Raw genomic sequence first — 20,758 nt, forward strand, 5'->3', positions numbered from 1 at the left:
CGCGCCTGGATGCCCGCAACCAGCTAACCCAAGATCAAACAAATACCTGACCAGTTACCCATATCCGACCCCACCTGCAGTTCCCGAGCCGGAAATGGCGTGCGCCCGACCGCCCTCAGCGCATCGAACAAGGGGACGAGCTCGGCAAACTCCTCCTCCAGGGAGACAATTTCCTGATCGCTGATGTCGTCCAGCGATTCCACCAGTGCTCGAGGCCGGATGAGGCTCCGTTCGTAAGGCGACGCCGGGTACCAGCCCCTCAACGACATATCCCATACCCTCACGACGGCCACACCCTTCACGCGAGTGTAATCAGCCGGCCTCGGGACGAATTCGCGAACTTGATGCAAAGACGGAGGGCGAGCTCATCCGGACACAGGCTGTCCCTCCCCGTCACACGCGGATGTGGCGGGGAGTGACATCGATCAAACCTGGATGCGGCGGGTGACGGCGTCGAGGATTTCGGCGACGGCGTCGTCGACGGGCACGCCGTTGCGCTGGGAGCCGTCGCGAAAACGGAACGACACCGCGCCCTTGGCCACGTCCTCGTCTCCAGCGAGCAGCATGAAGGGGACCTTCTGCTTCTGCGCCGTGCGGATCTTCTTCTGCATCCGGTCGTCGGAGGAGTCGACCTCCACCCGGATGCCGTGGGCCGCCAGCTTCGCGGCGACGCCGTCGAGGTAGGGCACATGCTCCTCGGTGATCGGGATGCCGACCACCTGGACCGGAGCCAGCCACGGCGGCAGCGCCCCGGCGTAGTGCTCGAGCAGGATGGCGAGGAACCGCTCGATGGTCCCGAACAGCGCCCGGTGGATCATGAAGGGGCGCTGGCGGGTGCCGTCCGCCGCCTGGTACTCCAGGTCGAAGCGCTGCGGTAGCTGGAAGTCGACCTGGATGGTGGACAACTGCCAGGTCCGGCCGATGGCGTCCCGGGCCTGCACGGAGATCTTCGGGCCGTAGAACGCGCCGCCGCCCGGGTCCATGACGAGCTCCAGGTCCTGCTTCTGCGCGGCCTCCCGCAGCAGCTCGGTGGCCTCCTCCCATTCGGCGTCGGTGCCGACGGCCTTGCCCTCCGGCCGGGTCGACAGCTCCAGGTAGAAGTCACTGAGCCCGTAGTCCCGCAGCAGCCCCAGGACGAAGTTCAGCACGCTGTCGAGCTCGGCGGGCAGCTGCTCACGGGCGCAGAACAGGTGGGCGTCGTCCTGGGTGAGGCCGCGCACCCGGGTCAGGCCGTGCACGACGCCGGACTTCTCGTACCGGTAGACCGTGCCGAACTCGAACAGCCGCAGCGGCAGCTCCCGGTACGACCGGCCCCGCGACCGGTAGATCAGGATGTGCATCGGGCAGTTCATCGGCTTGAGGTAGTAGTCGGTGCCGCCGTCGAGCTCCATGGGCGGGTACATGCCGTCGGCGAACCAGTCCAGGTGACCGGAGATCTCGTACAGGTCCGACTTGGTGATGTGCGGGGTGTTGACGAACGAGTAGCCGGCCTCGAGATGCCGGCGCCGCGCGTAGTCCTCCATAGCGGTGCGGATCGCACCACCCTTGGGGTGGAACACCGCCAGGCCCGGACCGATCTCGGTCGGGAAGGAGAACAGGTCCAGCTCGGCGCCGAGGCGGCGGTGGTCGCGCTTCTCGGCCTCGGCGAGCCTCGTCTGATAGGCCTTGAGGGCGTCGCGGGACTCCCAGGCGGTGCCGTAGATGCGCTGGAGCTGCGGGTTCTTCTCGCTGCCCCGCCAGTAGGCCGCTGCCGAGCGCAGGATCGCGAACGCCGGGATCGACCTGGTGCTCGGCACATGCGGCCCCCGGCAGAGGTCCTTCCAGCACAGCTCGCCGGTCTTCGCGTCGAGGTTGTCGTAGATCGTCAGCTCACCGGCGCCGACCTCGACACTGGCTTCGGCGTCCTCGCCCGCGTGCGACTTCAGCCCGATCAGCTCGATCTTGTACGGCTCGGCGGCGAGCTCGGCGCGGGCCTGCTCCTCGGTGACCACCCGCCGGGAAAACCGCTGGCCGGCCTTGATGATGGCCTGTGCCTTCTTCTCGATGGCCTTGAGATCGTCCGAGGTGAACGGGGTCTCGACGTCGAAGTCGTAGTAGAAGCCGTTGTCGATGGGCGGGCCGATGCCGAGACGGGCCTTCGGAAAAAGCTCCTGGACGGCCTGGGCGACGACGTGCGCCGCCGAGTGTCGCACGATGGCCCGCCCAGCCGGCGAGTCGATCGCGACGGGCTCGACGACGGCACCGTCGTCGAGGACATGCGCGAGGTCACGCTGCTGGCCGTCGACCAGGGCGGCGATGACGTCGCGGTCGTCGGCGAACAGATCGGCGGCCGTCGTACCAGTCGGCACCACCCGCGGATCGCTGCGCTGGGCGTGCTGGACGGTAACGCGGACGTCGGACACCAGAATTCTCCTGTTGAGGTAGAACGCGTGCGCGGGGGCCACCGCGCCGACGACATGCCGCCGGCCCTGCGGGTGAACCCACAGCGGGCCTTCCTGACCCGATCGCGATGCTACTCGCGCACGCGCTTACCCCTCAACGAGATATCACTCAGGGTGATGATCCGCCGCGCCGCGCCCATTCGTAACGACCGGCCCGGCCAGCCGGTGTGTCCCACCGGGGCTATACCGGGCCGCTACGCCGTGCACGGCCCGAGACGGGTACGCCCCCGCTGCGGCCGCGCGTCCCGCCAACGCTGACAGGGCCGCCGACGCTGTAGGGGCCGGCGACGCTGTAGGGTCCGCCGACTGCGTAGACGCCGGAATCCGATCCGCCGGCTGCACCCGGGCGGGCGGCGGGGCCCGCCGGCGGGGCCGCATCCGCGGGGCCGGCGGAGGCCGGGCCGCTGGGAAGGGCCGGGCCGGGCAGGCCGCCGTCCGACTCATCGGCACCAGGGGCGGCCGCCGGGCCGGCACCGGTTTCCGGCAGCCCGCCGTCGCGGTCGCGGTCGCGGCACCGGATGCCACCGAGGACGGTGTCGACGATCTTCCCGATGCGGGCGCCGCTCACCTCACGGTTGCCACTCATGTACTGGCGATAGGCAACCGGGCCGACGAGCATATCGACGACGAGGTCCACGTCGACATCGGCGGCGAGCTCTCCCGAGTCGATGCCCCGACGCAGCAGGTCCGCCGCACGCTGCCGGAACGGCTCGACCACCTTCTGCGAATAGGTGGCGAACAGCTCCGGATGGGCCGACCGCTCCGCGGCGAGCTTGGGCAGGATGCGCCCGGACAGCGACTGGATGTTGTGCCGGCGCAGGGCGTTGAGCCAGGCCACGAGGTCATCGCGCAGCGAGCCGGTCTCGACGGCGTCCACGCTGTCGGCCAGCGTGTCCAGGGCGTCGACGATCAGTGCGTCCTTCGTCGGCCACCGCCGGTAGACGGTGCCCTTACCGACACCGGCGCCGGTCGCCACCGCCTCCATGGACAGCTTGGTGAACCCGACGGTGGCCAGCTCGTGCAGGGCGGCGTCGAGGATCGCCTCATCGCAGCGGGGATCCCGCGGGCGACCGGGGGGGCGTGGGGTCTTCACCCCGGAGGGCACGCGGTCGGCCGGACGCCGGGGACGCGGAGGGGGCGGAGGGGGCGCATCCGCGGTCGTCATGCGGCGCGCCCTCCGTCTGCCCTGCTATCCATCCCGTCACCACCGTGCCGATGCATCCACATGGATAGGCCACCCGCCACCTGGTCGCGCCGTGTGTTCCTGCCGCATTCCAAGATCAGCATACGTGTCCGGAGGCCCAGGCGCATCCGTTTGCCATGGCAGCGGCGTGGCGGGCGGTTCCATTCCCCCCCCGGATGCGCGCTCCGCACCGCTCTCGCCCACTCGGCTCCCGCCCACTCGGCCCAGCGGCCCGAGCGTGGCAGCATGGACAGCACGCCGGGACGCCCAGCGCCCGGACGGACGCATCAGGAGTGCTCATGGATTCGTCAGGCACTGTCCGTAACCAGACACCCGACGACCACCCACAACCCACGGACTCTGCGGGCACGGCGGCGACGCTTTACGGCGCGCCGGCCGAGACGGGGCCGCCACGCCGGTCGCGGTTCACGGTCCGCGATGTGGCGGCGGCGAAGAGCCGCGGCAAGAAATGGTCAATGCTCACCGCCTACGACTTCACTACCGCCACCGTCTTCGACGCGGCGGAGATCCCCGTCCTGCTGGTCGGCGACTCGGCCGCCAACGTCGTCTACGGCTATGACACGACAGTGCCGGTCACCGTCGACGAGCTGATCCCGCTCGTGCGCGCGGTGGTGCGCGGTGCGCCGCACGCGATGGTCGTCGCCGACCTGCCGTTCGGGTCGTACCAGGCCGGCCCGGAGCAGGCGCTCGCGACCGCCACCAGGTTCCTCAAGGAGGGCCGCGCCCAGGCGGTGAAGCTCGAGGGTGGCGCGCGGGTCGCCCCGGCGGTCGCCGTACTGGTCGGCGCGGGTATCCCGGTGATCGGCCATCTGGGCCTGACCCCGCAGAGCATCCACGCCCTGGGCGGCTACCGGGTGCAGGGCCGGGACGAGGCCGGCGAGGTCCTGCTCGCCGACGCGCTGGCGATCGAGGCCGCCGGCGCGTTCGCGGTCGTGCTGGAGGTGGTGCCCGCGGATCTCGCCGCGCGCGTCACGAAGGAGCTGCACATCGCCACGGTCGGGATCGGCGCCGGAGCCGACTGCGACGCGCAGGTGCTGGTCTGGCAGGACATGGCCGGACTCAGCGGCGGGCACGTCCCCCGCTTCGTGAAGCGGTACGCCGACCTGCGCACCGTGCTCGGCGACGCGGCACGCGCCTACCGCGACGAGGTGCGCGGCGGGCAGTACCCGACGGTCGAGCACAGCTACTGACCGCCCGGTCGACCTTGACGTCGACGTTGACGTCAACGTCGCGATGATCGGTGGTCGGGCCGTGGACGACCGCGGTCCGGCCGCCGATCCCGTGTTTCGCCGGACCCGGGCAGGTCCTCAGGCGCTGGCCAGCGCCGCCGCCAGTTCGTGGCGCGCCGCGACCAGCGATGGTCCGTACCACGTCAGCAGGCGGCCGGAGACGCAGACCGCGGGGGCGGCGAACGCTTCGGGCCCGTCCGTCGGGCTGAAGGCGTACGGCTCGTCGGGCAGCACGACCAGGTCATGCGGCGCAAGACGGGCCGGGTCGAACCGCGGGTAGCGCTGCGGCGAGTCCGCCAGCACGTTGTCCACCCCGAGGCGGCGTAGCACGTCGCCGACGAAGGTGTCGCGCCCGACCGCCATCCACGGGCGGCGCCAGATCGGCACCAGGGCACGGCGGCGCGGACCAGGACGAGCGGCGTCTGTGCCGGCATCGGCATCAAGGGCGGCGGCATCGCTGGAGTCGGCGGCGGAGTCGGCCCAGGCCGCCTCGGCGGCGTCGAGCCAGGGGGGACGCGCCACGCCGCAGGCCAGGCGCAGCATGCGGTCGAGGCTGACCAGGGCCGCCTCGGCGGTCCTCGGCGCCGTCACCCACACCGCGAGCCCGGCCGCGCGCAGGGCGGCGAGGTCGGGCTCGCGGTTCTCCTCGGCGTTGGCGCAGACCAGGTCGGGGGCGAGCGCGACGACCGCGTCGACGTCCGGGTTCTTTGTTCCGCCCACCCTGGTCACCGCGAGCCCCGTCGGATGGCTGCACCAGTCCGTCGCTCCCACCAGCAGGCCCGGGGCGGTGAGCGCGATCGACTCGGTCAGGCTGGGCAGGAGCGAGACCACCCGGCCCACCGGCGCGGGGATCCGCACCGGGTAGCCGAGGTCGTCGAGGTGCGGCGCGCCCGGGAGGGGCCCCGTCTCCGTCCGCATCGCCCGCGACGGTCAGACGTCGGTGATACGCAGGCCGGCGTGCGCCTTGTAGCGGCGGTTGATCGAGATCAGGTTCGCGGTCAGCGCCTCGACCTGGCCGGCGTTGCGTAGCTTGCCGGCGTAGATGCCGCGCATCCCGGGGATGCGCTCGGCGAGCGCGGCGACCAGGTCTGTAGCGGCCCGGTCGTCCCCGAGCACGAGAATGTCGGTGTCGATCTTCGCGACCGCCTCGTCGGCCAGCAGCACGGCGGAGACGTGGTGGAACGCGCCCACGACGGTGCTGTCCGGCAGAACGGCGGCGGCCTGCTGGGCGGCGCTGCCCTCGGGCACCGGCAGCGCGAAGGCGCCGCCGGGGCCAAAGCCCATCGGGTTGACGCAGTCGATCACGATCTTCCCGGCGAGTGGCTCCCGCAGCGCCTCGAGCGTCTCTCGATGACCGTCCCAGGGGACCGCGACGATCACGACGTCGGCACGCTGCGCGACGGTGGCGTTGTCGGCGCCCTCGATGCGACGCCCGGGGCCGGCGAGCTTGGCCGCCGCCTCCTGGCCGCGCTCGGTCGACCGGGAGCCGATGAGAACAAGATGGCCGGCCGCGGCAAAGCGCAGGCCAAGGCCGCCGCCCTGGGGGCCGGAGCCGCCGAGGATGCCGATCGTCAGTGTGGGGACGTCCGGGAGGACTTGGTCAGTCGAGGTCACCCTGTCATCCTGCCCGATTGGGCCGTTCGCCGCGCGAGTCCGGATGACGGGCCGGAATCAGTCTCCGGACCACTGCCAGAACGGTGGGAACCGAGACGTTCACCCTCCGGCGCGACGTCCAGCCACGAGCCCACCCCCTCGCGGACAGCCGGGGGCAATGAGGGACTATGCATGAACAACGGGACAGCTACGTGCTTGCTTCACCCGTCCCCACCCGGCTGGGACTTCGGCCGGACCTGACGGGGCCCACACGCGTCGCTACCGGCAGATGAGCAGCGCACGTGACAGAGAGTTACAACTCATGGACCGCCACAATAGGTGAGCGGGTGCCCACGCCAAGCGAGGTCGGCGGCGCCCCCGGTAACCCCGGGCGTGCATTGGTCCCAGATGGGCCGTACCGTTCGGTTTCACACGCATCGAGCAGATCTTCCGAATCAGGCGAGAGAGGTCGAGGAATGGCGGACGTATCGGTTCGCTTCGCGATGACGAACGACAGCGAAGTGGTGCTGAACCTGTCGCTGCCGCAGGCACTGCGCCTGATGGAAGCGATCGCACGCAAGGTGGGCGAGACTCTCGCCGAGCGGAGCACGCAGGCGGTCGGCGGGGTCGGCGGAGTGCCGACGTCCGCGCCGTCGAACGGCATGCCGAGCCTGGGGCCCTACACCCCGTCCTGAAGCCGGCTTGCGGAACGCACAGCCACCGCGGCGGCAGCGCCGCCCGCGGTGCCGTACCACCCGAACGGGGGCACGACCGGCGCAGCTGTGGCAGCGCCGGTTACGCGGGAATGCGAACACAAGTACGTGGAGATGCCTCGGCCCGCGCGAGGCCGACCGGTCCCTCACCCACCGGCCGAGTACCCGGGGATCCAGCCGCCGGCGGCGGCAGCGGGCCGACCCGTACCCAGCGCTCGGGGATGTGACGTCGCATACACCTCCCGCAGCCGATCCACCGTCACCAGGGTGTAGATCTGCGTGGTGCTGACCGACGCGTGGCCCAGCAGCTCCTGGACGACCCGGACGTCGGCCCCCCCGTCGAGCAGATGGGTGGCGAAGGAATGCCGCAGCACATGCGGTGAAACCCCGTCGACCCCGGCTTGGGCCGCCGCGGTCCGCAGCACCGTCCACGCGCTCTGCCGGGACAGCCGGTTGCCGCGCCGGGAAAGGAAGACCGCCGCCCCCGAGCGGGGCCCCGCGAGACTCGGCCGGCCCAGGCGCAGGTAGTCCGCGAGCGCGGCGACGGCGCACCGGCCCAGCGGCACGATCCGGTCCCGGCCGCCCTTGCCGTGCAGGCGCACCGCCGCGGTCTCCAGATCGAGATCGTCGACATCCAGCCCGACCGCCTCGGAGATCCGCGCACCGGTCCCGTAGAGCAGTTCCAGCAGCGCCGAGGCACGCAACCGGCGGACCGCCTCGGCGGGTTCCACCGGCGCCGGATCCGCGGCCCGGTCGGCCACCCCCGCCATCCCTGCCTGCGAGGTGCCCGCGGCCGCGGCGAGCACCGCGGTCACCTGGTCGACGGCGAGCGCCTTGGGTAGCTTGCGGAGCGGCGTCGGCGGTCGCACCGGGCGGGACACGTCCTCGCTCACATCCCCCTCGTCGGCGGCGAAACGGTGCAGCGAGCGCACCGCGACGAGCATCCGCGCCACCGATGCCGCGGCGAGCGGCGGATGCGTGTCGTCCCCGGCGCGCAATGCGGCGGCGAAGCCGGCAACCTCCGCCTCACCGACCGCGTCCAACGTACACAGACCATGCGCCGACAGGTGGTTCAGGTAGCAACGCAGATCGCGACGGTAGGCGAGGACGGAGTTGTGGGCGAGTCCCCGTTCTCCCTCCAGATGATGGAGATAACGCGCGATGACGTTCCCCGGCGCCCCCCGCTGCGCGGGCACGCCATGATCGAGGGCCTGCGCCGGCCCGCTGCCGCCGGGCGGCGATCCCCGCCGCACCGCCTCAACCGACCCGCCCGCCTCGGCGGGTGGGCGCATCCGGGATGCCCGGTCGCCATCGGTGACTCCCATCATCGACCTGATAGTAGGACCTGCGCGGCGTTCTCCGATGAGGCCTATCCACACGGCGGGTTCCCGCGGCTATTCTGGCGACTTGTGCGGACGGACGCCTGGACGTCACGCTGCGCCGCACGGCTGGGGGTCCTCATCGCCGCCGTCACGACACTCGTCCTTCTCGCGGGAGTGGGCCTGCTCGCGGGCTGCGGCGGCGACCGCCACGGGGCCGCCGGCGCCGCGGCGCCGGCCCGCCCTGGCGCGTCGGCCGGCGACCCGTCCGCCGCCAACTCCGCCGGTCCCGCCAACTCCGCCGGTCCCGCCAGCGCGGCCGGCACCTCCCCCGGGGTTGGCATCTCGGCCCCGGGGGAGGGATCCGACGATGCGCCTGCCGCGGCCGCCCGCACGGTCGAGGCGTACTTCCGCGAAATCAACGACGCCACCCGGGCCGGACGGCTCGCCGTGATCGCGCCGACGGCCCTCGCCGGCTGCCAGCCGTGCGCGCTGGACGTCGGGGTGACCCGGTCGCTCCAGCAGCGCGGCCTGCACGCCGATGCCGGCGCCTACCGGGTGAGCGACCTGTCCGCCCAGCCTCGGTCCGGGCTCGTCACCGCGGTGACCTTCACCCTGCACACCAGCGCCGTCGGGCTGCTCGACCTCGCCGGGCGGCACGCCGCCGACGCCCCCGGCGTGCCCACGCGGGCTGCGACGGCCGAGCTCGCCCTCACCCAGCACGGCTGGCGGATCCAGACCCTGCGCTACGCCCCGGGGCCGCCATGACGGTCCCGCAGACGCCTTCGGACCGGCCCGGCCGGCGGGCGCTTCCCCGGGTGGCGGTGCTCGCCGTCGCGCTTGTGCTGCTCGCGGGTCTCGGCGGACTGCTGCCCGGCCCGGGGCTGCCAGCACTGCCGGGGTTGTCGGGGCTGCCCAGCGCCGGCCGCGCCGCCGCGGCTCCCGGCGACCAGACCCGAATACCGTGCGTCGGCGTGCTGTGGGGAAGCTGCGACACCCGGGCCACCGCCAACGGCTACCAGTACCGCTACCACAACGGGATGCTCGAACGGATCGCCGCCGACGCCGACGGGGGCGTCCCGAGGCGGGCCTCCTGCGGGCAGGACTGCCCGGACGACCCCGCCGCGGTCTGCGAACTGTATGAGCTCGTGGGCGCCGACCCGGCGATGACGCCGGCCGAGCGCGCCCAGTTCGACCAGACGATGGCCGGGTGCAACAACTACCTGCTGCCCGACGACGCGGTGCCGATCGCGGCCGTGCAGGCGGCACTCGCCGACTACCTGCGGGACAAGCTCCTACCGAAACCGTCGATCGTCATCGCGCCGTCCGGGCGCAGTTTCGCGAACCTGGCGACGATCCTCTACACGCCCGTGCCGGAGTCATACACGTTCAACGTCGACCAGCCCGTCGTCGCCACGATCAGCGCGGTCCCCCACTACCGCTGGGAGTTCGGCGACGGCGCGACCGGCCCCGACGCGCCCGGGCGGCCCTACGACTCGGCGATCTCCCCACGTGAGCATCCCGAGGCGTACGTGTCGCACGACTACGCCCAGCCGGGGCAGTACCAGGTGGCTCTCACCGTCACCTGGGACGGAACGTTCACCCTGCCCGGCGTCGCGGACGCGTTCCCGCTGGCCCCGGTGACCCTCGCCGCCGCCCAGGGCCTCGTCGTCAACGAGGCCGCCGGCGTGCTGGTCCACAACGACTGACCAGGCGGGGGCGAGTCCCGTCCTGGTCAGCCGTCAGCCGTCAGCCGTCAGCCGTCAGCCGTCAGCCGATGCTCGTGGCCGGGCGGAGGTGGGGTGTCAGCCGCGGTGGGCCGGGCGAGCCGGCCAGGGGGCGCCGAGGGGGCGCAGGCCGGCGAAGTCCGCCGCCCGGGCCCGCGCCGCCGCCAGCAGTCCGACGACCGCCATCGCGTTGGTGATCTCGCCACGCAGGACCCGCGCGACGGCCTCGTCGAGGTCGATGCGCGCCAGGCCCATCTCGGCCTCCTCGTGCACCGGCACGTATCGCTGCGCCGCCGGGATCTCGCGCAGGTCCCGGGCCAGGAAGACCCGGTAGGCCTCGTCGGTCATCCCCGGCGAGGACCAGACGTCGACGAGCAGGTCGTACCGGTCGGCGCGCAGCCCGGTCTCCTCGGCGAGCTCCCGGGCCGCGGCGACGGACGCCGGCTCCCCGGCCACGTCGAGGATGCCGGCGGGCAACTCCCACAGCGGGCCGCCGACGGGGTGGCGGTACTGGTGCACCATCACGACCCGACCGCCGTCGTCGAGTGCGACCACACCCACCGCACCGGGGTGGACGACGACGTCGCGCTGAGAGACATCGCCCTCGGGCATCCGCACCTGGTCGCGGCGGACGGAGATGATCCGCCCCTCGTAGGCGAGGGCGCTCTCGGTGACCTCGTAGCGGTGCGCCTGCGCGGTCACGGCGCCACCAGGGCGGCCGTGCCGTTCGAGGCAGCCCCCGGACGGGCACCACCAGCGCCACGCCGACCGCCACCACCCCGACCGGACGTGCCCCCCGCGCCCCCGGCGTGCCCCGTGCCGGCCGCAGCCGGCACCGCGGCGTCATCCTCGGGACCCAGGTTCGGCGTGGCGGCGGTGTCCGCGTCCGGCAGGTCGACGGGCAGCACCCCGCGGCGGCGGTCGGCGTGCGCGATCGCCGCGGCGACGAGCCCCCGGAACAGCGGATGGGCCCGCGTCGGCCGGGACCGGAACTCCGGATGCGCCTGGGTACCGACGTAGTAGGGGTGCATGTCGGCGGGCAGTTCCACGACCTCGACCAGCCGGCCGTCCGGTGAGGTGCCGGAGAAGACCAGCCCGGCGGCGGCGAGCCGCTCGCGGTAGTCGTTGTTGACCTCGTACCGATGACGGTGACGCTCGGCGACCTCGGGCGCCCCGTACTCACGGCGGGCGACCGTGCCGGGGGCGAGCGTGCACGAGTACAGGCCCAGGCGCATGGTGCCGCCCATGTCCCTGGTGCCGGCGACGACCTCGTGCTGGTCGGCCATCGTGCAGATCACCGGGTGCGGGGTGTCGGACATGAACTCGGTGGAGTTCGCCCCGTCGAGACCCGCGAGCCCGCGGGCCGCCTCGATGACCATGCACTGCAGGCCCAGGCAGATCCCCAGGGTCGGCAAGCCGGTCTCGCGGGCATGCCGCAGCGCGGTGAGCTTGCCCTCGATGCCGCGGATCCCGAAACCACCGGGGACGATGATCCCGTCGACCCCGTCGAGATGGGCGGCGGCCTGCTCCGGCGTGGTGCACTCGTCCGAGGTGATCCACCGCAGCTCGACCCGGGTGTCGGTGGCGAACGCGCCGGCCCGCAACGCCTCGGTCACCGACAGGTAGGCGTCGGGCAGGTCGACGTACTTGCCGACGATCGCGACCGTCGCCGTGTTCACCGGATGATGCACCCGGCGCAGCAGCGTGTCCCACTCGGTCCAGTCGACGTCGCGGAACGCCAGCCCCAGCCGGCGCACCACGTAGGCGTCGAGGCCCTCCCGGTGCAGCACCCGGGGAATGTCGTAGATCGAGCTCGCGTCCGGCGCCCCGACGACCGCCTCGTCGTCGACGTCGCACATCATCGCGATCTTCTTCTTCAACGAGTCGGGCAGCGGCCGGTCGGAACGGCAGACCACCGCGTCCGGCTGCAGGCCGATGCTGCGCAGCGCTGCCACCGAATGCTGCGTCGGCTTGGTCTTCAGCTCCCCCGACGGAGCCAGGTACGGCACCAGGCTGACATGGACGGTCAGCGCGTTGTCCCGGCCGACCTCGTGGCGGACCTGGCGGATTGCCTCCAGGTAGGGAAGCGACTCGATGTCGCCGACGGTGCCGCCGACCTCCGTGATGACCACGTCGACGCTGTTGCTGGCGAGCCGCCGGATCCGATCCTTGATCTCGTCGGTGATGTGTGGGACGACCTGCACCGTCTGGCCGAGGTAGTCGCCACGGCGCTCACCGGCGATGACCGCCGAATACACCTGGCCGGTCGTCACGTTCGCGCTGCCGTCGAGGTTCACGTCGAGGAACCGCTCGTAGTGGCCGATGTCCAGATCCGTCTCGGCCCCGTCGTCGGTGACGAACACCTCACCGTGCTGGAACGGGTTCATCGTGCCGGGATCGACGTTGAGATAGGGGTCGAGCTTCTGCATCGTGACCCGCAGTCCGCGAGCCTTGAGAAGCCGCCCGAGGCTGGATGCGGTCAGTCCCTTACCGAGACTGGACGCGACCCCGCCGGTGACGAAGATGTGCTTCGTAACATGCACCTGGCCCACGTGGAACTCCCGTGGTCACGCCGCCGGTCCGGACCCGACGCCTCCACGGGACTTCACGGTAACACCTCCCCCGCGATGCGCCTCCGGCGCATCGCGGGGACCCCTGGTCCCAGGCCGCCACACGGGGCCACGTCCGATCGCCTCCGACGATCCTCCTGGGACCCCACCACCCGGAGCCGGCGCCTCCGGCGCTCGCGGTCGACGGCCCCGCGCGCAAGATCAGCCGCTGGCCGGCTGGCGGCTGGTTCCAGAACCCGGTGGACGTGAAGACGTCGGTGGCCGATCGGGCGAACCCTGGGTATGGACTGGGAGACGCGCAGGGCGGCGGCTCTCGCCACACCGTCGAGAAATGCCTCGTGAGCCTCGTCGGAGGTCCACTCGGCGAAGTTCAGGACGCGCGTGCCATCGGTGCTGACGAAGAAATTGGCGGAGATCATCCCCCGGTTCGCCGCGGGCGGTGCTTGTTCGATCGCATTGATGACGGCGTCGATGATGTACGCCTGGCGCTCGGGACCGTCGACGTCGAAGGTCGCAACGACCACGCAGCCTGGTTCGGGCGGCGGGTCGGCGAGCAGGATGCTGCGGTGCGGCCGGTACTCGACGGCCTCTGCGCGGGCGGGGACCCGTAGCGACCGCACGAACGGGCGGTAGGAATCACTACCGGTGCTCTGCACGAAGGTCAGCGCGGTGTGCCCGTCGATGCTCAGGTAGGAGCTGAAGGACAGCAGCTCCTGCGGCCACGGGGCGGTACTCCACTGCTCGACGACGTTGTGCAGGTCGTCGAGGGCGTCGTCGTGGCTGGCCGTGTACCAATAGTTGACCAGCACGGTCGCCGCGTCATCACGGCGGGCGTCGATCAAGTTCCGGGACGTCGTTGGAGTCATCGGCTGCTCCGTTTCGCTGGATCGAAAGGACTGCTCGGGCAGTCGTCCGCACCGGCCTACGGGGCAAGCACCCGGTCGGATTCCCAATCGGGGTGGCCGGCGTGCGTTATGAATGTGCCGACATGTACGGCGCTTATGCGGTTCGTGCACGGATTTTCGATCAAAGCTAGGCGTGGCCGATGGGCACGTCAACCGACTTGACAATTTCCCGAAAACAATCTGTATCGCGCCTGACCGAGCCGGTGTGCGGAGACAATCGGGAGGCGGGTATCCGACGCGCGAGACCCGACGCGCGAGATCAGCGGCGGGCGATCAGTAACGGGCGCCGATCACCTGGACGTCGAGGCCGTCGAGGCCGTCGAGGCCGTCGAGGACGGCCAGGTCGCCGGCGGCCAGGTGAGGTCGAGCGCGCCGGCATTCTGCTCCAGCCAGCGGCGGCGCTTGGTACCGGGGATCGGGACCACCGGGACACCGAGCCGGTCGGCCTGCCCGTGCACCCAGGCGAGGGCGACCTGCGCCGCGGAAACGTTCCTGCGGGCGGCGATCTCGGCGACCGCCTGCGCGATCCCGCGGTTCGCCTCGCCGGCTGCACCGACGAAACGCGGGCTGCGGGCGCGGAAGTCGCGCTCGCCGAGAGCGGCGCCGTCGACGGTCGCGGTAAGGAAGCCCCGGCCGAGCGGGGAGTAGGGCACCAGCCCGACGTTCAGCTCACGCAGGACGTCGACGACGGACGTCTCGGGGTCACGGGTCCACAGCGAGTACTCGCTCTGGACCGCCGCGATCGGGTACACGGCGTGTGCCCGCCGCAGCAGCACGCCGTCGACCTCGGACAGCCCGAGTATTTCACCTTGCCCTCCGTGACGAGTTCGGCCATCGCCCCGACCGTCTCCTCGATCTCGACGGTCTGCGGTGGCCGGTGCAGGTAGTACAGGTCGATCGCATCCACGCCGAGGCGCAGCAGCGAGGCTTCGCAGGCGCGTTTGACGTACGCTCCCTCCCCGCGCAGGACCCGGGCGCCGTCGCCGCCGGAACGGTCGATGCCGAACTTGGTGGCCAGCTGCACCTGGTCCCGGCGGTCGTGGATGGCCCGCCCGACCAGCACCTCGTTGTGCCCGGCCCCGTAGACATCGGCGGTGTCCAGGAACGTGACGCCCAGCTCGAGCGCCCGGTGGATCGTCGCGATCGACTCGTCCCAGTCGGTGGCGCCGTACCACTCGCTCATCCCCATGCAGCCCAGCCCCTGAGCCGAGACGTTCAGTCCACCAAGATTGACCTCATGCATGCCGCTGCTCCCTACCTGCCGGTCCGTACGCCGTCAGCGGTCAACCCTAGGTGTTCGAGCGCACGCTAAGACAAGCCCGCGGCCGGGCTCAGAGCCTCAGGGGCGGGCCTTGTCGGCGGCGGCGGCGGCGAGGAGTTCCTCGGCGTGGCCGCGGGCCAGCGTGCTCTCCTCCTGGCCGGCGAGCATCCGGGACAGCTCGCGGACGCGACCGGCGTCGTCGAGGGTGATGACGCCGCTGCGGGTGACGGAGCCGTCGTCGGCCTTGTCGACGACGAGGTGGCGGTCGGCGAACGCGGCGACCTGCGGCAGGTGGGTGATGCAGATGACCTGGTGGGTACGGGCGAGGCGGGCGAGACGGCGGCCGATCTCGACGGCGGCGCGGCCGCCGACGCCCGCGTCGACCTCGTCGAAGACCATCGTGGAGCCGGCGTCGTCGGCGGCGAGGACGACCTCGATGGCGAGCATCACCCGGGACAGCTCGCCGCCGGAGGCGCCCTTCTGCACCGGCCGCGCCGGGGCGCCGGGATGCGGGATGAGGCGCAACTCCACGTCGTCGACGCCGGCCGGGCCGAAGACGACGCGCCGGTCGCCGACGGGCAGGCCCGCAGGGTCGTCGCGCTGCGCCACGGCGGCCTCGACGCGGGCGCGGGGCATCGCGAGGCCGGCGAGCTCGGCGGCGACGGCCTCGCCGAAACGGGCCGCCGCCGCCGACCGGGCCTCGCTGACCGTGACGGCGAGGCGGACGAGCTCGGCGGTCAGCTCGTCGCGGCGAGCGGTGAGGGTCTCGGCGCTCTCGCCGGCGCCGTCGAGCTCCAGCAGCCGGCGGCCGGCCTGGTCGGCCCAGGCGAGCACGCCGTCGATGTCGGTGCCGTGCGCGCGGGTCAAGCCGGTCAGGGCGGCCTTGCGGTTCTGGGCGTCGGCGAGGCGTTCCGGGTCGGCGTCGATGCTCTCGGCGTAGGAGGCGAGGTCGGCGGCGACGTCGGCGAGCAGCATGCCGACCTCGGTCAGCCGGGCGCCGAGGGCGGCGAGGTCGGCGTCGAGGTCGGCGTCGCCGGCGATGACGCGGCGGGCCGCGGAGACGAGGTCGACGGCACCGGGGTCGTCGGAGCCGGACGCCGGGTCGCTGAGCAGCGCCGCGTGCGCCGTGCGGGCGGAGCGCACCAGCGTCTCGGCGTGCTCGAGCTTCGTCAGCTCCGCGTCGAGGGCGACGTCCTCGCCCGGCGCCGGTTCGACCCGTTCCACCTCGGCGAGGCCGATCCGCAGCAACTCGGCCTCCTGCGCGCGTTCCCGGGACCGTTCGGTGACCTCCGCGAGCGCCCGGGCGGCCCGGTGCAGCTCCGCGTACACCACGGCGTAGCGGGCCAGCGGTTCGGCGACGGCGGCGCCGGCGAAGCGGTCCAGCGCCGCGCGCTGGGTGGACGGGCGCAGCAGCCGCTGCGCCTCGGACTGGCCGTGCACGGCGATGAGGTCCTCGACGATCTCCGCGAGCAGGCTCGCCGGCACCGAGCGGCCCGCCACCTGCGCCCGGGACCGGCCCTCCGACGTCAACGTCCGGCCGACGACGAGGACGGCGCCGCCGGGGTCGTCGTCGAGGTCGCCGCCGACGTCGCGGACCCGTTTGGCGACCGCGGAGTCCACCGGGATGACCAGGCGCCCCTCGACGAACGCCCGCTCCACCCCCGGCCGGACCAGACCGTAGTCAGCCCGGCCGCCGGCGAGCAGGCCCAGACCCTGCACGATCATGGTCTTGCCAGCACCGGTCTCGCCGCTGACCACGGTCAGGCCGGCGGCGAGATCGAGGGCAGCGTCGTCGATGACCCCGAGGCCGCGGATGCGAATCTCCTCGAGCACGCCCCGAACTCTAGCCGTCCCACCGGGTCCGCCGACATCCTCCGGTGGACATCCACACCGCCGCCGACGCACGCTCACCGCCCGTTGCGGCCCCGCCAGCCCGCCACCGGCAGGCCGAACTTGGCGACGAGCCGGTCGGTGAACGGCAGCGGACGCACCACGGCGAGGCGCACCGGCCGCCGGCCGCGGACAACCTCGACCCGCGACTCGGCCGGCACCTCGGCGAGGCGCCGCCCGTCGCAGTAGAGGACGCCGGGCACCGGCTCCAGGATCTCCACGGCGACGGTGGCACTCGGCGCGAGCACGAGCGGCCGGGCGAACAGCGCATGCGCGCTGATCGGGACGACGAGCAGCGCCTCGACCCCCGGCCACATCACCGGACCGCCGGCGGAGAACGCGTACGCCGTCGACCCGGTGGGCGTCGAACAGATCACCCCGTCGCAGCCCCACCGGGACAGCGGACGGCCGTCGATCTCCAGGACGCATTCGAGCATCCGCGCCCGTTCGGCCTTCTCCAGCGACATCTCGTTGAGTGCCCAGCCGGAGTAGGTGATCTTGCCGCGGCGGCGAACCGTCACGTCGACGGTCATCCGGTCCTCCACCGTGTAGTCCTTGCGGACGACGTGGTCGATGGTGGATTCCAGCGCGTCCGGTTCGGCTTCGGCGAGGAAACCGACATGGCCGAGGTTGACGCCGAGCAGCGGGACGTCGGCACCGCGGGCGAACTCCGCGCCGCGCAGCAGGCTGCCGTCACCACCGAGGACGAGCACCATCTCCACCCCGACCGCGGCGTCGGAGTCGTGCGGGACGATGGTCGCGCCGGTGAGGTCGAGCTGCTCGGCCTCGTCACGCAGCACCCGCGGCGACACCCCGGCCGCGGCCAGCCCCTCGATCACCCGCTGGGCGCTCTCCCGCACGACCGAACGGCGCGGATGGGTGACGACGAGGATCTCCCGGGTCATGCCGGACTCTCCGGTCCGCTCCCGGCCGGGCCGGCCTCGATGGCGTGGACGAGCGCGGCCTCGTCGAGCGGCGGCGCCCCCGCGGCGAGCCAGAGCAGATACTCCACGTTGCCGGCCGGGCCGGGCAGCGGACTCGCGGTCACGCCCCGAACGCCGAGGCCGAGGCCACCCGCGACGGCGGCGACCTCGCGCACCGCCTCGGCGTGCAGCGCCGGATCGCGGACCACACCGCCGGCGCCGAGCCGCTCCCGACCCACCTCGAACTGCGGTTTGACCAGAAGCACGAAGTCCGCATCCGGCGCCGCGCACCCCCGCAGCGCCGGCAGCACCAACCGCAGCGGGATGAACGACAGATCCCCGACGACCAGCTCGACCGGCTCGCCGACCTCTGCCGGAGTCAACGCGCGCGCGTTGACCCGGTCAAGCACCCGCACCCGCGGATCCGAACGCAGCCGCCACAGCAGCTGCCCGTAGCCGACGTCGACCGCCACGACCGACGCCGCGCCGTGGCGCAGCAGCACGTCGGTGAAACCCCCGGTGGACGCCCCCACGTCGAGGCAGCGCCGCCCAGCCACCACCAGCGGCCCGCCCGGGGCCGCCCCGACCGGCTCGACCGGCTCGAGGTGGGCCACGCCATCCGCATCCGCATCCGCGCCGGGACCGGCGACTGCGCCCGCGGACGGCTCGGCGTCGAAGGCGGGGACGCCGAAGGCGGCGAAGGCGCCGAGCAGCTTGTGCGCTCCGCGCGACGCCCAACCAGGGTCGTCGCTCTCGGACACGGCGATCGACGTCGTACCGTCGACGACGGTGGCGGCCTTCGTCGCCGGAATGCCGCCGACTAGGACCCGCCCGGCGCTGATCGCTGCCGCGGCCTGCTCGCGCGAGCGGGCGAGACCGCGCCGGACGAGCTCGCTGTCCAGGCGTACGCGACGGGACACCACGCCCCCTGCTCGACTCACCGAACCGGCCGGGCTGGACCCGGCCGCGGTCGCACCCGATCGGCCTCGGCCACCGCGCCGCCACCCGACCCGTCCAGGTCGGCCAAGGCGTCGGCCAGTCGGCGGTTCATCTCCTCGAAGACCTCCACATGTTCCGACGTCGCCACGACGTCGAGGGTTTCCAGCCGCGCAAGCGCGTCCCGGATCTCGGCGGGCAGGTTCTCGGTGCTCACTGTGTCAGCCTCCCGCATTCTGCGTCGATGGTGCGACGCCTCCCCCGCAACGTGGGTCATGCGACGTATCTCGTGGCCCGCCGCGGGGCCCGAGCGGGCCGTCCTGGGGACATCTGCCACCCAGCGGGAGGCACCATGGGAGGGCCCCCGCCGACGGGGCCCCGAACCGAGCCGAAGGAGGCCGGATCCGCCGATGGCCGACAGGTCACAGTGTGAGTCCGCATTCCGTACCATTGCCGCCCGGCTGGACCGGCTCGCCGCCGAGGGCCGCCCACCCCGAGCCCCCGACCGAACAATCCTCTGCCGGATCCCGGATCTCGAGACCGCCTTCTCCGGCGAGCTGCGCGACGGCTGCCTGCGCGACGTCGGCGAGGGCCACCGCGACGACGCCCAGATCACCCTGACGGTGAACAGCGACGATCTGGTCGCGGTGACCGAGGGCCGACTGTCGGTGCTGTCCGCCTGGACGAGCGGCCGGCTGAAAGTCGACGCGAGCGTGCGCGACCTGCTGCGGGTCCGCTCCCTGCTCTGACGACGTCAGGGCGTGCCGGCGGGCGCGACCAGGTCCGCGCAACCCTCGGGCCGGTCGGCCGCGATCGTGTGGACGGCGCCGCCCGCGTCAGCGGCGGACCAGACCGCCACGCAGGCGGCCCGCAGCGCGTCGAGTCCGTCCCCCGCGTCCGCGTCCGCGCCTTCACCGGTGCCGGCGCCTTCGCCGGCGTCCTCACCGTGGCCGTGGCCGTGGCCGCCGCGGTCCGCCGCCCAGCTCAGCTCGCCGCCGTCGACGCGGGCGATCCACCCGCCGCAGCCGGCGGCGTACGGCCCGACCTCGGGGCGCGCCCGCACCTGCGGCGCCGGATGCAGCAGGCCCCGCAGGTCGGCGGCCAGGTAGGTCGGGCGGTGCGCGGGCGGCGCGGCGAGCAGCTCCGACGGCGTCGTGACCCCGGTGAAGACGAGCAGGGTCGGCGTCGACGAGCGGTATCCGGCTTCGATGTCGGTGTCGAGCCGGTCGCCGACGATCACCGGATTCCGGGCGCCGCTGCGGCGCATCGACTCCCGGTGCATCGCCGCCTCCGGCTTGCCGGTGACCAGGGGCTCCTGATCGGTGGCGGCACGTAGCAAGGCGGCCACCGCGCCGTTGCCCGAGGCGATGCCGCGTTCAGTCGGCACCGTCCGGTCGGCGTTGCTCGCGACCCACCAGGCGCCGGCCCGGATCGCGTAGGTCGCCTCGGCCAGGCGCGCGTAGGTGAGATCGGGGTCGAATCCCTGGACGACGGCCACCGGGGCGTCCTCGGCGGAGTCGACCGGGGTCAGCCCCTCCTCGGTGAGCGCCTGGCGCAGCCCCCGCCCGCCGAGCAGGAGCACCCGGGCGCCGGCGGGCAGCCGCCCGGCGAGCACATGCGCCGCGGCCTGCGCGGAGGTGACGACGTCCGCGGCCCGCGCCGGCACCCCGAACCCGGTCAGCCGGTCGGCGACCTCCGCCGGTGGGCGCAGGGCGTTGTTGGTGACGTAGACGGTGCGCAGGCCGCAGCGGCCGGCGGCGGCGATCGACTCCGGGGCGTGCGGCACCGCGGCCCCGCCGCGGTTCACCACGCCGTCGAGATCCATCAGGGCGACGTCGAACAGGTCGGCGAGCGGCCGGTCCGTGCCGCGCAACGGGCCGGACCGGGCCGCATCGCGAGGTTCGGCCACCAGGTCGGCGGTAAGATCTGAAGGCACGGGGGGCTCTCCCGGAGTCGCGCTGGTCGCGGGCCTGCCGGCCGCGGGGGACGGCGGCGCCGGGACGACCCCGGCAGCCGATCGGGTCATGCCCGGGCCATGCCCGGGCCA

General features: G+C 72.8%; 19 protein-coding genes and 1 pseudogene. 5 read left to right on the plus strand and 15 right to left on the minus strand.

The genetic code is table 11. The annotated features are described in order from the left end of the window. Window positions 1-23: 23 nt before the first annotated feature. The 3 genes from G6R25_RS10380 to G6R25_RS10390 form a co-directional block, all read right to left on the minus strand. The gene (locus tag G6R25_RS10380) at window positions 24-203 is read right to left on the minus strand and encodes a hypothetical protein (protein ID WP_163552814.1); all 180 of its coding nucleotides are present in this window, start codon (window positions 201-203) and stop codon (window positions 24-26) included. A 222-nt stretch (window positions 204-425) separates the two neighbouring features. Further along, window positions 426-2,402: a threonine--tRNA ligase gene (gene thrS, locus G6R25_RS10385; protein WP_163552826.1), complete on the minus strand. Its 1,977-nt coding sequence runs from the start codon at window positions 2,400-2,402 to the stop codon at window positions 426-428. 220 nt (window positions 2,403-2,622) lie between these two features. Then, window positions 2,623-3,534, minus strand: a complete 912-nt coding sequence (locus tag G6R25_RS10390; protein ID WP_235947976.1) for a TetR/AcrR family transcriptional regulator — start codon at window positions 3,532-3,534, stop codon at window positions 2,623-2,625. Between the two features lie 389 nt (window positions 3,535-3,923). On the opposite strand from G6R25_RS10390, the gene panB reads away from it, so the two are divergent. Next, window positions 3,924-4,835 carry a 3-methyl-2-oxobutanoate hydroxymethyltransferase gene (panB, locus tag G6R25_RS10395; protein ID WP_163552815.1) on the plus strand — a complete coding sequence of 304 codons (912 nt, stop codon included), beginning with the start codon at window positions 3,924-3,926 and terminating at the stop codon, window positions 4,833-4,835. A 117-nt stretch (window positions 4,836-4,952) separates the two neighbouring features. Here panB and G6R25_RS10400 read toward each other — a convergent pair whose 3' ends face one another. Both G6R25_RS10400 and npdG read right to left on the minus strand, forming a co-directional pair. After that, entirely contained in the window at window positions 4,953-5,792 is an 840-nt protein-coding gene (locus G6R25_RS10400) for a helical backbone metal receptor (protein ID WP_163552816.1), read from the minus strand. Window positions 5,793-5,804: 12 nt separating this feature from the next. Beyond that, window positions 5,805-6,488: an NADPH-dependent F420 reductase gene (gene npdG / locus G6R25_RS10405; RefSeq protein WP_136448631.1), complete on the minus strand. Its 684-nt coding sequence runs from the start codon at window positions 6,486-6,488 to the stop codon at window positions 5,805-5,807. 455 nt (window positions 6,489-6,943) lie between these two features. Between npdG and G6R25_RS10410 the strand changes: the two genes are divergently transcribed. Continuing rightward, complete coding sequence (locus tag G6R25_RS10410) at window positions 6,944-7,162, plus strand: hypothetical protein (RefSeq protein ID WP_009742848.1); 219 nt, start codon at window positions 6,944-6,946, stop codon at window positions 7,160-7,162. A gap of 164 nt (window positions 7,163-7,326) precedes the next feature. On the opposite strand, the gene G6R25_RS10415 is transcribed toward G6R25_RS10410, so the two are convergent. Beyond that, complete coding sequence (locus tag G6R25_RS10415; RefSeq protein WP_235947977.1) at window positions 7,327-8,505, minus strand: site-specific tyrosine recombinase XerD; 1,179 nt, start codon at window positions 8,503-8,505, stop codon at window positions 7,327-7,329. Between the two features lie 84 nt (window positions 8,506-8,589). Here G6R25_RS10415 and G6R25_RS10420 point away from each other — a divergent pair, with 84 nt between their 5' ends. Together G6R25_RS10420 and G6R25_RS10425 are read left to right on the plus strand one after the other, a co-directional pair. Next, window positions 8,590-9,267 carry a hypothetical protein gene (locus tag G6R25_RS10420; protein WP_163552817.1) on the plus strand — a complete coding sequence of 226 codons (678 nt, stop codon included), beginning with the start codon at window positions 8,590-8,592 and terminating at the stop codon, window positions 9,265-9,267. Then, the gene (locus tag G6R25_RS10425; RefSeq protein ID WP_163552818.1) at window positions 9,264-10,208 is read left to right on the plus strand and encodes a PKD domain-containing protein; all 945 of its coding nucleotides are present in this window, start codon (window positions 9,264-9,266) and stop codon (window positions 10,206-10,208) included. The genes G6R25_RS10420 and G6R25_RS10425 overlap by 4 nt, the downstream gene beginning before the upstream one ends. Before the next feature lie 96 nt (window positions 10,209-10,304). Here G6R25_RS10425 and G6R25_RS10430 read toward each other — a convergent pair whose 3' ends face one another. The 8 genes and pseudogenes from G6R25_RS10430 to G6R25_RS10465 all read right to left on the minus strand — a co-directional run bounded on the left by G6R25_RS10430 (window position 10,305) and on the right by G6R25_RS10465 (window position 18,928). Continuing rightward, window positions 10,305-10,928 (minus strand): NUDIX domain-containing protein, encoded by a 624-nt coding sequence (locus G6R25_RS10430; protein ID WP_163552819.1) that lies wholly within the window; start codon window positions 10,926-10,928, stop codon window positions 10,305-10,307. Next, window positions 10,925-12,778: a CTP synthase gene (locus tag G6R25_RS10435; protein WP_163552820.1), complete on the minus strand. Its 1,854-nt coding sequence runs from the start codon at window positions 12,776-12,778 to the stop codon at window positions 10,925-10,927. Before G6R25_RS10435 ends, G6R25_RS10430 begins: the two co-directional genes overlap by 4 nt. Before the next feature lie 53 nt (window positions 12,779-12,831). Beyond that, a complete protein-coding gene (locus G6R25_RS10440) occupies window positions 12,832-13,662 on the minus strand; it encodes an antibiotic biosynthesis monooxygenase family protein (protein WP_163552821.1) in 831 nt (276 codons plus the stop codon). 329 nt (window positions 13,663-13,991) lie between these two features. Continuing rightward, a pseudogene (locus G6R25_RS30320) lies at window positions 13,992-14,944 on the minus strand (aldo/keto reductase). A 96-nt stretch (window positions 14,945-15,040) separates the two neighbouring features. Then, window positions 15,041-16,795, minus strand: a complete 1,755-nt coding sequence (recN, locus tag G6R25_RS10450; protein ID WP_163552822.1) for a DNA repair protein RecN — start codon at window positions 16,793-16,795, stop codon at window positions 15,041-15,043. Window positions 16,796-16,869: 74 nt separating this feature from the next. Continuing rightward, complete coding sequence (locus G6R25_RS10455; RefSeq protein WP_163552823.1) at window positions 16,870-17,757, minus strand: NAD kinase; 888 nt, start codon at window positions 17,755-17,757, stop codon at window positions 16,870-16,872. Further along, the gene (locus G6R25_RS10460) at window positions 17,754-18,695 is read right to left on the minus strand and encodes a TlyA family RNA methyltransferase (RefSeq protein ID WP_163552828.1); all 942 of its coding nucleotides are present in this window, start codon (window positions 18,693-18,695) and stop codon (window positions 17,754-17,756) included. Before G6R25_RS10460 ends, G6R25_RS10455 begins: the two co-directional genes overlap by 4 nt. A 17-nt stretch (window positions 18,696-18,712) precedes the next feature. Continuing rightward, window positions 18,713-18,928: a hypothetical protein gene (locus G6R25_RS10465; RefSeq protein ID WP_235826442.1), complete on the minus strand. Its 216-nt coding sequence runs from the start codon at window positions 18,926-18,928 to the stop codon at window positions 18,713-18,715. Window positions 18,929-19,121: 193 nt separating this feature from the next. On the opposite strand from G6R25_RS10465, the gene G6R25_RS10470 reads away from it, so the two are divergent. After that, window positions 19,122-19,460, plus strand: a complete 339-nt coding sequence (locus tag G6R25_RS10470) for an alkyl sulfatase C-terminal domain-containing protein (RefSeq protein WP_163552824.1) — start codon at window positions 19,122-19,124, stop codon at window positions 19,458-19,460. A gap of 5 nt (window positions 19,461-19,465) precedes the next feature. Here G6R25_RS10470 and G6R25_RS10475 read toward each other — a convergent pair whose 3' ends face one another. Further along, window positions 19,466-20,620, minus strand: coding sequence for an HAD hydrolase-like protein (locus G6R25_RS10475; protein ID WP_205447031.1), 1,155 nt, complete (start codon window positions 20,618-20,620; stop codon window positions 19,466-19,468). Window positions 20,621-20,758 lie beyond the last annotated feature (138 nt).

This window comes from Candidatus Frankia alpina (genome assembly GCF_902806485.1).
Classification (GTDB): domain Bacteria; phylum Actinomycetota; class Actinomycetes; order Frankiales; family Frankiaceae; genus Frankia; species Frankia alpina.

Excerpts from the sequence above, each read along its gene's own strand:
- panB (WP_163552815.1), top strand. The coding sequence starts at position 3,924 with ATGGATTCGTCAGGCACTGTCCGTAACCAGACACCCGACGACCACCCA.
- G6R25_RS10400 (WP_163552816.1), bottom strand. The coding sequence starts at position 5,792 with ATGCGGACGGAGACGGGGCCCCTCCCGGGCGCGCCGCACCTCGACGAC.
- G6R25_RS10410 (WP_009742848.1), top strand. The coding sequence starts at position 6,944 with ATGGCGGACGTATCGGTTCGCTTCGCGATGACGAACGACAGCGAAGTG.
- G6R25_RS10415 (WP_235947977.1), bottom strand. The coding sequence starts at position 8,505 with ATGGGAGTCACCGATGGCGACCGGGCATCCCGGATGCGCCCACCCGCC.
- G6R25_RS10425 (WP_163552818.1), top strand. The coding sequence starts at position 9,264 with ATGACGGTCCCGCAGACGCCTTCGGACCGGCCCGGCCGGCGGGCGCTT.
- G6R25_RS10440 (WP_163552821.1), bottom strand. The coding sequence starts at position 13,662 with ATGACTCCAACGACGTCCCGGAACTTGATCGACGCCCGCCGTGATGAC.
- G6R25_RS10455 (WP_163552823.1), bottom strand. The coding sequence starts at position 17,757 with ATGACCCGGGAGATCCTCGTCGTCACCCATCCGCGCCGTTCGGTCGTG.
- G6R25_RS10470 (WP_163552824.1), top strand. The coding sequence starts at position 19,122 with ATGGCCGACAGGTCACAGTGTGAGTCCGCATTCCGTACCATTGCCGCC.